The sequence below is a fragment of the Streptomyces sp. NPDC048590 genome (assembly GCF_043199535.1).
In the GTDB taxonomy this organism is placed as follows: Bacteria; Actinomycetota; Actinomycetes; order Streptomycetales; family Streptomycetaceae; genus Streptomyces.
In genome coordinates this window covers 310,357-322,735 of sequence record NZ_JBICWC010000004.1, presented here as the reverse complement: position 1 = coordinate 322,735, position 12,379 = coordinate 310,357, and the positions used below count along the sequence as shown (strand labels likewise).

The 12,379-nt window shown below is 71.6% G+C and carries 12 protein-coding genes; 11 read left to right on the top strand and 1 reads right to left on the bottom strand.

Going from position 1 to position 12,379, the window contains the following annotated elements:
• Positions 1 to 179: 179 nt before the first annotated feature.
• The gene (locus ACGFNN_RS13730; RefSeq protein ID WP_393555547.1) at positions 180 to 1,379 is read right to left on the bottom strand and encodes a sensor histidine kinase; all 1,200 of its coding nucleotides are present in this window, start codon (positions 1,377 to 1,379) and stop codon (positions 180 to 182) included.
• Between the two features lie 203 nt (positions 1,380 to 1,582).
• Between ACGFNN_RS13730 and ACGFNN_RS13725 the strand changes: the two genes are divergently transcribed.
• From ACGFNN_RS13725 to mscL, 11 genes are all read left to right on the top strand, one after another.
• Positions 1,583 to 1,984, top strand: coding sequence for an NADH-quinone oxidoreductase subunit A (locus ACGFNN_RS13725; protein ID WP_362554975.1), 402 nt, complete (start codon positions 1,583 to 1,585; stop codon positions 1,982 to 1,984).
• Positions 1,975 to 2,640, top strand: coding sequence for an NADH-quinone oxidoreductase subunit B (locus ACGFNN_RS13720; protein WP_393555545.1), 666 nt, complete (start codon positions 1,975 to 1,977; stop codon positions 2,638 to 2,640). The genes ACGFNN_RS13725 and ACGFNN_RS13720 overlap by 10 nt, the downstream gene beginning before the upstream one ends.
• Positions 2,637 to 3,947: an NADH-quinone oxidoreductase subunit C gene (locus tag ACGFNN_RS13715; protein ID WP_393555543.1), complete on the top strand. Its 1,311-nt coding sequence runs from the start codon at positions 2,637 to 2,639 to the stop codon at positions 3,945 to 3,947. The genes ACGFNN_RS13720 and ACGFNN_RS13715 overlap by 4 nt, the downstream gene beginning before the upstream one ends.
• Positions 3,944 to 4,912, top strand: coding sequence for a complex I subunit 1 family protein (locus ACGFNN_RS13710; RefSeq protein WP_362554981.1), 969 nt, complete (start codon positions 3,944 to 3,946; stop codon positions 4,910 to 4,912). Before ACGFNN_RS13715 ends, ACGFNN_RS13710 begins: the two co-directional genes overlap by 4 nt.
• On the top strand, positions 4,912 to 5,532 hold the full coding sequence (locus ACGFNN_RS13705; protein WP_393555541.1) for a NuoI/complex I 23 kDa subunit family protein: 621 nt from the start codon (positions 4,912 to 4,914) through the stop codon (positions 5,530 to 5,532). The genes ACGFNN_RS13710 and ACGFNN_RS13705 overlap by 1 nt, the downstream gene beginning before the upstream one ends.
• Complete coding sequence (locus ACGFNN_RS13700) at positions 5,529 to 6,227, top strand: NADH-quinone oxidoreductase subunit J (protein ID WP_393555539.1); 699 nt, start codon at positions 5,529 to 5,531, stop codon at positions 6,225 to 6,227. The genes ACGFNN_RS13705 and ACGFNN_RS13700 overlap by 4 nt, the downstream gene beginning before the upstream one ends.
• Positions 6,227 to 6,643 carry an NADH-quinone oxidoreductase subunit NuoK gene (nuoK, locus tag ACGFNN_RS13695; protein WP_365519190.1) on the top strand — a complete coding sequence of 139 codons (417 nt, stop codon included), beginning with the start codon at positions 6,227 to 6,229 and terminating at the stop codon, positions 6,641 to 6,643. Before ACGFNN_RS13700 ends, nuoK begins: the two co-directional genes overlap by 1 nt.
• Positions 6,640 to 8,643 (top strand): NADH-quinone oxidoreductase subunit L, encoded by a 2,004-nt coding sequence (locus tag ACGFNN_RS13690; RefSeq protein ID WP_393555537.1) that lies wholly within the window; start codon positions 6,640 to 6,642, stop codon positions 8,641 to 8,643. Before nuoK ends, ACGFNN_RS13690 begins: the two co-directional genes overlap by 4 nt.
• 27 nt (positions 8,644 to 8,670) lie before the next feature.
• Positions 8,671 to 10,221: a NuoM family protein gene (locus ACGFNN_RS13685; protein ID WP_393556224.1), complete on the top strand. Its 1,551-nt coding sequence runs from the start codon at positions 8,671 to 8,673 to the stop codon at positions 10,219 to 10,221.
• Positions 10,218 to 11,753 (top strand): NADH-quinone oxidoreductase subunit N, encoded by a 1,536-nt coding sequence (locus ACGFNN_RS13680; protein ID WP_393555535.1) that lies wholly within the window; start codon positions 10,218 to 10,220, stop codon positions 11,751 to 11,753. Before ACGFNN_RS13685 ends, ACGFNN_RS13680 begins: the two co-directional genes overlap by 4 nt.
• A gap of 137 nt (positions 11,754 to 11,890) precedes the next feature.
• Positions 11,891 to 12,355, top strand: coding sequence for a large conductance mechanosensitive channel protein MscL (gene mscL, locus ACGFNN_RS13675; RefSeq protein WP_362664809.1), 465 nt, complete (start codon positions 11,891 to 11,893; stop codon positions 12,353 to 12,355).
• Positions 12,356 to 12,379: the final 24 nt, after the last annotated feature.

Sequence of the window (12,379 nt, the reverse complement as noted above, 5' to 3'; positions counted from 1 at the left end):
GACTGCTGTGTCCGTCGCGGCCGCACCATGAGGGCGGTCGCCGTATCCGGCCGGGGGTTTTCCCCACCCGGGCCGCCACCGCGGTGATCCGTGCGGGGGCGAGGGGCGGCGGTGCGGGGCGCCGGAGCGCGGGCCCGCGCCGGGCGGATCCGTGCCGAACGCGCCCCGCCCGCACGGGTTCACCGGGCGACGCTCCCCGCCGGGCGCACGGCCGGGCGGTCCCTCCAGGGCAGCTCCGCCGTGACCGTGGTGGGGCCGCCCTCCGGGGAGTCCAGGACGAACAGCCCGTCCACCGCGCCCAGCCGCTCGGCCAGCCCGGACATGCCCGTACCCCCGTCGAGCCGGGCGCCACCCCGTCCGTCGTCGGTGACCTGGAGCATCAGCCGGTCGCCGGAGCGCCAGACGCCCACCGTCGCCGCGGCGGCGCGGCTGTGCTTGCTGACGTTCTGGAGGAGTTCGGAGACGGTGAAGTAGGCGATGCCCTCGATGGCCTCAGCCGGCCGCGCCGGCAGTTCCACCGACACCGTGACGGGGACGGTGCAGCGGGAGGCGATGGCGGAGAGGGCGGCGTCGAGTCCGCGGTCGGTGAGGACGGCGGGGTGGATGCCGCGGGCGAGGTCGCGGAGTTCCTGGAGTGCGATCTTGACCTCGCCGTGGGCTTCGTCGACCATGCGGGCGGCGGCTTCGGGGTCGGCGGTGAGTTTCTCCTTGGCCAGCCCGAGGCCCATGGCGAGGGCGACGAGGCGGGCCTGTGCGCCGTCGTGGAGGTCGCGCTCGATGCGGCGCAGGTCCGCGGCGGCGGTGTCCACGACCACCCCGCGGTCCGACTCCAGTTCCGCGATCCTGGCCTCCAGTTCGTCCGAGGGCGAGAGCAGCGCCCGCACCATCGCCCGGTCCACGTTCCCCAGCCCGCGCGCGATGTAGGGCAGCACCGGCCAGAGCACGAACAGGCTCACCAGGGTCACCACGAACACAGCCACCCCCCAGGGGAGGCGGATGAACGAATAGAGCAACGCCCGCCAGCCGACCGGGTCCTTCAGCCCCGACCACAGCCGGCCGAAGAAGCCCTGGTGGCGACGGCCGTGCGTCAACGGGCTCGGCTCGTCGATGTTCACCCCGAGCAGCTTCCGTGCCCGGCCGCGCTCCGCCCTGCCGAGGCCGCGCGCACCCCGCAGCCCCAGCGCCAGCAGCGGCAGACCGATCACGGTGACGGAGAGCCCGGCCCCCAGGGCGACGAGCACCACCGAGTAGACGAACCCGGCGACCGACATCGGCAGATCGGCCAGAAGGTGCGCGATCTCCTTCCACGTCCACCGGTCGAAGGCGGGGCGCGGGGGCGGTGGGCGATCGCCGTCCGGCGTCGAGGGGCTCATCGTCATGTGACCAGCCTGCCGGGCGGGACCCGGGGACGCCATGGGGTTCGTGGGTGGCGGCCGGTGGGGATAACCCCACCCCCCACCGCACCCCTCGCGCCCCCTCCGCCCCACCCGTAGGGCGACGGGGCTGCTTACCGTCTCTTTAACAGGGCCTAGACTCCCGTGCGTACAGACCGTCGAACAGGTTGAGGGAGCGGGGGGCGGACGTGGCGGACCTGACGGGACCGACCGTTCTCGCGTCGGACTACTTCCGGAGCTACTCGGTCGTCGGGCTGCTCGCCGTGGTCGGCGTGCTGTTCGTCGCCGTCGCCTTCGGCGCCGGCCGTCTGCTGAGGCCCGTGGTTCCGACGCCCGAGAAACTCCTCACGTACGAGTGCGGGGTGGACCCCGTGGGGGAGGGCTGGGCCCACACCCAGGTTCGCTATTACGTGTACGCCTTCCTGTACGTGATCTTCGCCGTCGATTCGATCTTCCTGTTCCCGTGGGCGACGGTCTTCGCGGCCCCCGGATACGGGGCGACGACGCTGGTGGAGATGTTCATCTTCCTCGGTTTCCTGGCCGTGGGACTGCTCTACGCATGGAAGAAGGACGTCCTGACATGGGCGTGACGAGCCGGCCGAACGCCGAATCCCCAGCCTCCGAATCCCCTGCCGCCGAGTCCTCCGTGCCGCTGCCCGACCCGGTGCGGCTTCCCGAGCGCAAGTCGCTCGGCGTGCTGTCCCGCCTCGCGCCGGAGCCCATGAAGGTGGTCCTCAACTGGGGACGCCGCTACAGCCTCTGGGTCTTCAACTTCGGACTCGCCTGCTGCGCCATCGAGTTCATCGCCGCCTCCATGGCCAGGCACGACTTCATCCGCCTCGGCGTCATCCCCTTCGCCCCCGGCCCCAGGCAGGCCGACCTGATGGTCGTCTCCGGCACGGTGACGGACAAGATGGCCCCGGCCGTGAAGCGCCTGTACGAGCAGATGCCCGAACCGAAGTACGTCATCTCCTTCGGCGCCTGCTCCAACTGCGGCGGCCCGTACTGGGACTCGTACTCCGTGACCAAGGGCGTCGACCAGATCATCCCCGTCGACGTCTACGTCCCCGGCTGCCCGCCCCGGCCCGAGGCGCTCCTCCAGGGCATCCTCAAGCTCCAGGAGAAGATCGCCCGCGAGTCGCTCGCCGACCGCTACGCCACGACGGACACCGGCCGCCCGTCCGCCGCCGCTCTGCGCAGCCCCCTCGTCGAGGCCCCGAAGCCACCGAAGGGGGAGGGGGAGTGACCGCTCCGGACACCTCGGGCGCCCCGAACGCCTACGATCGGCTGCCCGACGCCGTCACCGACGTGTTCGGCGAGGACGCCACCGCCGCGCGCGCCTACGACCTGCTGACCGTGGACGTGCCCGCCGCCTCCTGGACGGCCGCCCTCGAAACGGCCCGCGACGAGCTGGGCTGCACCTACTTCGACTGGCTGAGCGCCGTCGACGAACCGGGAACCGGCTTCCGCGTCTGCGCCCACGTCGCGGCCGTCGGCGGCGGTACCGTCCGGCGTCTGCTCGTCCGTACGACCGTCCCGCACGACGCGGCCTCGCTTCCCACCGCCGTCGGGGTCTACGCGGGCGCCGCGTGGCACGAGCGCGAGACCCACGAAATGTTCGGCATCGGGTTCGAGGGTCACCCCCACCTGGTCCCGCTGCTGCTGCCCGAGAACTTCGAGGGCCACCCGCTGCGCAAGGACTTCGTGCTGGCCGCCCGCGTCGCCAAGGCGTGGCCTGGGGCGAAGGAGCCGGGCGAATCCGAGCACGGCGGGCCCAAGCGGCGCACCATGCTGCCGCCCGGGGTGCCCGACCCCAACGAGTGGGGCCCGCTCAAGGGACAGCTCCCGCCCGCCCCCGCCAGGCCCGCCCGAGGGGCGCGCGCGGCGGGCGAACGCCCGGTGCGCCGGGCCCGGAGCGCGAGCGAAGGCTCGGCGGCGCAGCGGCCGGAGGCGGCGGGCACCCCGGCCACTCCTGACGCTCCGGCCACCCCGGACGCTCCGGGCGGCGCCGAGGCGCCCCGGACCGCTCCGCCGCGCCGGACCCGCAGCGCCTCCCAGGGTTCCGCGAGCCAGACCGCCGGGCCGACGCATCCTGCCGCCGGCACCGAGGACGGCGACGCGAGCGGCCCTGGCACGACTGGCTCGGCTGCTACGGGCTCGGTTGCTGAGGTGCCGGGTGCTGAGGGTTCCGGCTCAGGCTCCGGCGGTACGGGCCGGCGTACGACGCCGTCCGGCGGTGCGCGTGGAGGTCGCGGCGCGGCACGTGCGGCCGGTGGTGCGGCGAGCAGCGCCGACGCGCCCTGGCACGACGCGCGGCCGGCGTTCGACGAGGCCCCGGAACGGCCGGTGCCGGACGGGGAGCCGTCCGAGGAACGGAAGAAGCCGTCCCAGGGGTCACCTCCGGCCGCGGAAGCCACGGATGCCGCGGAAGCAGCGGAAGGCGAGGAAGCCGCCGAGCAGCCTCCCGCCGCCGGTGACGGCTCCGCCGCCGAGGACGAACGCACAGACCACCCCGACCACCCCGACCGAACCGCCGGAGGCGATACCGCGTGAACGACGTACTGGACGTCGCCCTCCGCCTCGTCATCGTCTTCGCCGTCTTCATGGTTGTCCCCCTCGTCGTGGGGCAGGCCGAGCACAAGGTGATGGCCCACATGCAGGGCCGTCTCGGTCCCATGTACGCGGGTGGCTTCCATGGCTGGGCCCAGCTCGTCGCGGACGGGGTGAAGTTCGCGCAGAAGGAAGACGTCGTACCCGCCGACGCGGACCGCCGCATCTTCCAGCTCGCCCCGGCCGTCGCCCTGCTCCCGTACCTCCTGGTGCTCGTCGCCGTGCCGATCGGCCCCGGGGAGGGGGCGGTCGGCCAGGTCGTCGACGCCGGCATCTTCTTCGTACTCGCCGTCATGGGTGTGGGCGTGCTCGGCTCCCTGATGGCGGGCTGGGCCTCCGCCAACAAGTTCTCGCTCCTCGGCGGGCTCCGGACCGCGGCGCAGCTCCTCGCGTACGAACTGCCCATGCTGCTGGCGGCGGCCTCCGTGGCCATGGCGGCCGGTACGGTCTCGCTGCCCGGCATCCTCGACGCCTTCGAGTGGTGGTGGCTGCCCTGGCAGATCGTCGGCGCCCTGGTGTTCTTCGTGGCCGGACTCGCCGAACTCCAGCGTCCTCCCTTCGACATGCCGGTCGCCGACTCGGAGATCATCTTCGGTGCCTACACCGAGTACACCGGCCTTCGCTTCGCCCTGTTCCTGCTCGCCGAGTACGCGGGGATCGTCGTTCTGTGCGGGCTGACGACCGTGCTCTTCCTCGGCGGATGGCACGGCCCGATGGGCGCCGACGGCCTCGGCTGGGTCTGGACCCTGCTGAAGACCGGAGTGCTCGCCTTCGTCGTCATCTGGCTACGGGTGACCTACCCCCGTCTGCGTGAGGACCAGTTGCAGAAGCTCGCCTGGACCACGCTCATCCCCCTCGCCCTCGCGCAGATCGCGCTCACCGGCATCGTGAAGGTGGCGATCAACTAGTGCCCCCGATCCCCGGCTCAGGCCTGGCCAAGGGCCTCGCCGTCACCCTGCGGACGATGACGAAGCGCACGGTCACCGCCCAGTACCCGGACGTCCAGCCCGAACTGCCGCCCCGCACCCGCGGGGTCATCGGACTGTTCGAGGAGAACTGCACGGTCTGCATGCTCTGCGCCCGTGAATGCCCCGACTGGTGCATCTACATCGACTCCCACAAGGAGACGGTGCCCGCCGCCACCCCGGGTGGCCGCGAGCGCAGCCGCAACGTCCTCGACCGCTTCGCGATCGACTTCGCCCTGTGCATGTACTGCGGTATCTGCATCGAGGTGTGCCCGTTCGACGCGCTCTTCTGGTCGCCCGAGTTCGAGTACGCCGAGACGGACATCCACGAGCTCACCCACGAACGGGACAAGCTCCGCGAGTGGATGTGGACCGTTCCCGAACCCCCGGCGCTCGACCCCGGAGCCGAGGAGCCCAAGGAGATCGCCGCGGCCCGCAAGGCGGCGGACAAGCTCCAGGCCGAGGAGGCCAGGCGGGCGGAGGAAGCACAGCAGGCCGAACAGGCCGGACGCACCGAACAGGCGGGGCGATCTGAGCAGGCCGGACAGGAGGGGCAGGAGTGATCCTCGCGGCCGCTGCCGGCCATCCCGGCTTCCTCTCACCGACCGGCGTCGAGATCGCCTTCGTGCTCGTCGGGATCGCCACCCTGGGCGCTGCCCTCGTCACCGTCACGACCAAGCAGCTCGTGCACGCCGCACTCTGGCTCGTCGTGGCTCTCGGCGGCATAGCGGTGGAGTACCTCCTGCTCACCGCCGAGTTCATCGCCTGGGTTCAGGTCCTTATCTACGTCGGATCGATCGTCGTCCTCCTCCTCTTCGGGCTGATGCTGACCCGGGCCCCCATCGGCCGTTCACCCGACGCCGACTCGGGCAACCGGTGGATCGCCGTCGGCGCCTCCGCCGCCTCGGCCTGTGCCCTGGTCTGGGTCGTCGTGGACGCCTTCCGAACGACCTGGATCGACCTCGACGGTCCCGCACAGGGCTCCACCAAGGTCTCCGGCACGTTCCTCTTCAGACACTGGGTCCTCCCCTTCGAAGCACTCTCCGTGCTGCTGCTCGCGGCTCTCGTGGGCGCGATCGTCCTGTCCCGCAAGAACCGCGACGGCGGTCCGGACCACGACGGCGCCAGGAACCGTACCGGCGGCCCCGAGGCCGGGACCGGCGGACCGGACCGCACCGGCGGCGCGGGCACAGGGAACCGTGACGGCGACCGGGCCGGCAGGCCAAGGGCCGCCGCCCAGCGGGAGGACAAGAGCTGATGCATCTCGCCTACCCGGCCGTACTCGCAGTCCTTCTCTTCTGCGTCGGGCTGTACGGAGTGCTCGCCCGCCGCAACACGATCCTCGTCCTGATGGCCGTCGAGCTCATGCTCAACGCCGTCAACCTCAACCTGGTCGCCTTCGACGTCTGGCTCCGCGACGCGCTCCACTCCGGCCAGGCGCTCACCCTCTTCACGATCGCCATCGCCGCGGCCGAGATCGGCATCGGCCTGGCGATCGTCCTGGCCGTGTACCGCAACCGCGGCAGCTCGGACATCGACCGCCTCCGTGACACCGCGGAGACCGACGACGCCGAGTCGCTCCCGGACGCGGACGCCGACTCCGCTCGGGGCACCACCGCAGACCAGGCCACTGCTCCGGCAGGGAAGGCAAAGAAGGCAGAGGCCACCGCGTGACCACCACGACCCTCGCCGTCCTCGTCCCCCTCCTTCCCTTCCTGGGAGCCGCCGCCGGGCTGCTCCTGGGCCGAAGCGCCCCTGGCTTCGTACGCCCCCTGGCCATCCTGCCCACGCTCACCGCCGCGGCCCTCGCCGTGGTCGTGGCCGTACGTCAGGGTGGTGGGCGGTCCATCGACGCCGCCACCGAGCTGACTCCCACCGGCTCGGTCCCGATCGACCTGTCCCTGCACCTCGACGGCTTCGCCGTGCTGGTCGCCGTGCTGGTCGGGCTCGTGGCCACCTGCGTCCAGATCTACTCGACGGCGTATCTCAAGGACGACGCCCGTTACCCCTCCTACGCGGCGCTCGTCTCCCTCTTCACCTCCGCGATGCTGCTCGTCGTCTACTCGGGCGACCTGATGGTGCTCCTGGTGGGCTGGGAGATCATGGGCATCTGCTCGTACTTCCTCGTCGGGCACTACTGGGAGACGCCCGAGGCCCGCGCCGCCTCGCTCAAGGCATTTCTGGTCACCAAGCTCGGCGACGTGCCCTTCCTCATCGGCCTGTTCGCGCTCGCCGCGGACACCGGCACCTTCCGCGTCACCGGCGTACTGGCCGCCGTCACCAACGGCGGACTCGACCACCCCACCCTCATCGGACTGCTGCTCCTCGCCGGCGTCGCGGGCAAGTCCGCGCAGTTCCCCCTGCACACCTGGCTGCCCGACGCGATGGCCGGCCCCACCCCCGTCTCCGCGCTCATCCACGCCGCGACGATGGTCGCCGCCGGCATCTACTTCGTGGCACGGCTCCTGCCGGTCTTCACCGCCTCCGGAGCCGTCCTCGTCGTCCTCGCGGTGATGGCCGCCGTGACCATGATCGGTTCAGGGCTGGCCGCCCTGGCGCAGGACGACATCAAGCGCGTCCTCGCGTATTCGACGATCGGCCAGCTCGGCTACATGTCCGGCGCCCTGGCCGTCGGCGACCGCGGGGCCGCCGTCTTCCACCTCCTGTCACACGGCGCCTTCAAGGCCGTCCTCTTCCTCGCGGCAGGTGTCGTCATCCACGCCGCCGGAACGAACTCGCTGGCCGCCATGTCCCGTATGAGCGGTCTCACCAAGCGCATCCCCGACGCCTACTGGACGATGACCGTCGCCCTGCTGGCGCTCGCCGCCATCCCCCCGTTCGCGGGCTTCTTCTCCAAGGAAGCCGTCCTCGTCGCCGCCGAGCACACCGCCTTCGGCGACCGTGACGTGGCCCCGGCCGCCGCCGGCTGGACGATCCTCGTCGCGGGGCTCGCCGCCGCCGTCCTCACCGCCGCCTACGCCACACGCATGTGGCTGCTCGCCTTCCGAGGGCGCGGCCCCGAGGTCCCTGACCACGGCAGGCAGCCCGTCGCGATGACCGCCGTCCTCTGGGTCCTCGCCGTCCCCACGATCGCCTTCGGCCTCGCCGCGGGCGAGCTCACGGACTGGTTCGACGGACACAGCCTCACCCCCTCGCTCACCACGGCCGTCCTCTCCACCGGGGTCGGACTGGTCGGCGGGATCGTCACCTACGGGGCCTGGCGCCACACCACCGCGCTGGGCGGCGACCGCCCCCCGGTCGGCGCCGTCGCCGCACACCCCGACGCGGAACCGGCACTCGTCGAGGCGGAGGCGATCACCTCACACACCGCGGCCTACGGCACCATCGCGGACGCCCCGGACCCCTCGGACCCCGGCCGCCTGCTGCTGGGCCCGCTGCACCGCCACGCGGTCACCGGCTTCCACCTCGACGCCCTCTACTCAGCGGTGTTCGTCCGGCCCACGAGGGCCGCCGCACGGCTCGTCCGCTTCCTGGACCGCGAGGTCGTCGACACGTACGTGCGCGGCTCGGGCAGCATCGCCCGCGGCCTGGGAATCCTGATCCGCCGCACCCAGACCGGCAATGTGCAGACCTACCTGGGAGCGCTGCTCACGGGAACCCTTGTCCTGGCGATCGCCGCCGTCGTCCTTGCCAATGTCTACGCCGGGGCGTGAGCCGTGTTCGATATCAGCGCATCCGTGATGCAGTTCCTTCTGGCGTTCGTCGTCGTCGCCCCGCTCCTCGGCGCGGTCGCCGCGCTGCTGCCCGCCCCTCCCGGCCTCAAGGGCCGGAACCCCGACCAGGCGGTGCTGCGCCACGGCATGACCGTCACCGGCGCCGTGCTCGCCGCCACGCTCGTACTCGCCGCGGGATTCGACCACGACCACCCGTCGAAGATGCAGGCCACCACCGACATCAGCTGGATCCCGGCACTGGACGTCCGGATCCACCTCGGCACCGACGGCATCTCGCTCCCCCTTCTCGTACTGACCGCGCTGCTGACCTTCCTCTGCGCGCTCCACAGCTACTTCAAGCCCCCCGCGGGCCCCTCCCCGAAGGCCCTCGTCGCGCTCGTCCTCGTCCTCGAGTCCGGGACCCTCGCGACCTTCGCCGTCCTCGACCTGGTGCTGTTCTTCCTGGCCTTCGAGATGGTCCTCATCCCGATGTACTTCCTCATCGCCCGCTGGGGCGGTGACAGGAGGCAGCAGGCCGCCTGGAAGTTCATCCTCTACACACTGCTCGGTTCCGTGCTCATGCTGCTCGGACTGCTCCTCATCGGTCTGAAGAGCGGCACCTTCGACATGGTGGCACTCGCCACTGACAACGGCCGTGAGCTCACCACATCCGTGCAGGTCATCGCCGTACTCGCCATCGGGATCGGCCTGGCGGTCAAGACCCCGATGTGGCCGCTGCACAGCTGGCTGCCGGACGCCCACACCGCGGCGCCCACCGTCGGCTCTGTCCTCCTCGCGGGCGTCCTGCTGAAGATGGGCACCTACGGCTTCGTGCGCATCCTGCTCCCCGCCACCCCCGACGGGATGCAGACCTTCGCTCCCTACCTCGCCGCCTTCGCCGTCGTCGGGATCGTCTACGGGTCCCTCGCCTGCCTCGCCCTCGCCCGCCCCGGCGCCAAGGGCGACCTCAAGCGCCTGATCGCCTACTCCTCCGTCGGCCACATGGGCTTCGTCCTGCTGGGCATCGCGACCATGACCCCGACCGGCGTCAACGGCGCGCTCTTCGCGAACATCGCCCACGGCCTCATCACCGGCCTGCTGTTCTTCCTGGTCGGCGCGGTCAAGGACCGCTACGGCACGGCCGATCTCGACACCCTCTCCGGCGCCACCGGGGCCGCGCTCTACGAACACGCACCCCGGCTCGGCGGCCTCCTCGCCTTCGCGGCGGTCGCCTCCCTCGGGCTCCCCGGCCTCGCCGGGTTCTGGGGCGAGATGCTCACCCTGTTCGGGGCCTTCGACCCGGCCGAAGGGCTCAGCCGCCCCGCATTCCTCACCTTCATGGCGATCGGCGGCCTCGGCACCCTGCTCACAGCCGCGTACATGCTGATCGTCGTCCGCCGGGTCTGCATGGGCGAGCGGCGTGAACAGCCGCAGCCTGTCCCCGACATCCAGCGTCACGAATTCGCCGCGTGGACCCCCCTCGCCGCCCTGACCGTCCTCGCCGGACTCTGGCCCGCCGTCCTCCTCGGCCTCACCGACCCGGCCGTGCAGCAGCTCCTCGCAGGAGGCAAGTCGTGATCCTGGCAGCCGACAGCGCAACCGGGGCGGCGAGCCTCGTACAGTCCGTCGACTGGCTCGCGATCGCACCCCCCGTCATCGCGGCGTCCGTGGCCCTGATCGTCCTCGTCGCCGACCTCTTCACCGCCGAACGGCATAAGCCGCTCCTCGGGTACGGGGCCGTCGCAGGGCTCGTCGCGGCGCTCGCGACGCTCGTCCCGCTGCGGGCGGGGGACCGCTCCACCTTCTGCCTCACCGAAGGCGCCCGGGCCTGCAGCTACACCGCCGACCACTTCGCCCTCGTCATCCAGGCCCTGGTGCTCGGCGGCGCACTGCTCACCGCGCTCCTCTCGATCGGCGACACCCGCAAACTCCCCGCGGGCGAGTTCTGGTTCCTGCTCCTGTCGTCCGCCGCCGGAGCCGCGCTGCTGCCCGCCGCACGGGACCTGGCCACCCTCGTGGTGGCCCTGGAGGTCGCCTCGCTGCCCGCGTTCGCGCTCGTCGGGATCAAGCGCGGCGACCGGCGCTCCTCCGAGGCCGCGCTGAAGTTCTTCCTCTCCTCCGTGGTCGCCACCGCCGTGACACTCCTCGGCGTCAGCTTCGTCTACGCGACCACCGGCACCATGCACCTCACGGAGATCGCCGGCCGCCTGGACGACGTACCGGGAAGGTTCACCACCCTCGCCGAGGCCGGAGTCGTCCTCACCCTCGTCGGCTTCGCCTTCAAGACGGCCGTCGCGCCCTTCCACTTCTGGGTCCCCGACACCTATGTGGGTGCTCCCCTCCCCATCGCCGCCTACCTCTCCGTGGTCGGCAAGGCGGTCGGCTTCTCCGGCCTCGTCCTCGTCACGGTGGTCGGCTTCCCGTCGTACGGCGACCTCTGGGGTCCCGCCCTGGCCGTCCTCGCCGCGCTCACCATGACCGTCGGCAACCTGGCGGCCCTGAGACAGGACGCGGGCCGTGCCCGGAGCGCCGTACGCCTCCTCGCCTGGTCGTCGGTCGGCCAGGCGGGCTACCTGATCGTCCCCGTCGCCGCCGCCGGGTACGCCGGTGAGGGAAAGATCGGTTCCACCGTCGCCTACGCGCTCATGTACGCCGTGGTGAACCTCGGGGCCTTCGGCGTCGCCGCCCTGGTCGCCCGCACCGCGCCCGGGAACCGGCTGAGCGACTACCGGGGCCTCTACTCCACCCGACCGCTCGCCGCGCTCGCCCTGGGCTTCTTCCTGCTCTGCCTGGCAGGCCTGCCGCCCGGCATCATCGGTCTCTTCGCCAAGGTCACGGTCTTCTCGGCGGCCGTGGACGCCGGGCTGGGGTGGCTCGCCGTCGTCATGGCCGTCAACGTGGTGATCGCCCTCTACTACTACCTTCGGTGGACCGCCGCCCTCTTCGCGTCCCCGGAGGCGGGAGCGGCCGGCGGAACGGCCTCCACGACGCACACGCAGCGTGTCCCCGCCCCGCTCACCCTGGCGATCGTCCTCGCCGCCGTAGCCGGAATCACACTCTCCGGGGCGCCCCAGCTCATCCTCCGCTTCGCAGCGGTCAGCCTCTTCTGAGCGTCCGGGACCAGCTTGCCCGGGATGCCGCGGACAGGGCATGGTCTTGCGTGCACGGGTCACGAGTATGCGTGTACGCGCCACGGAACGAGGGCGCGGGACGAGCACGCCGAGAAGAGCACAGAGGAGTCAGAGCGGTGCTGAACGGGTTCAAGGACTTCATCCTCCGCGGGAACGTCATCTCCATGGCCATCGGCCTCGCCGTGGGAGCCGCCTTCACCGCCGTGGTCACCGGCTTCAGCAACGCCTTCATCGTGCCGCTCATCGGCCTCTTCACCCGCGGTACCGGCGACTTCAGCAAGGCCTCCTACACCGTCGACGGCGTGAAGTTCCCGTACGGGCTCTTCATCAGCGCCGCGATCGCCTTCCTCATCACCGCCGCGGTCCTCTACTTCCTGGTCGTCATGCCGATGGCCAAGGTCCAGAACCGCTTCACGGCCAAGCAGGAGGAGGAGAAGGCGGACATCAAGGCCGCCCTCCGCGACTGCCCCCACTGCTTCACCGAGATCCCCTCCGTCGCCACCCGCTGCGCCCACTGCACCAGCGAGGTCGAGCCGGACGCCGAGGCGCGCGCCCTCGCCGGGCTCCCCGCCCAGCGCTGACCCGACGCGGCCGGGCGACCCGCC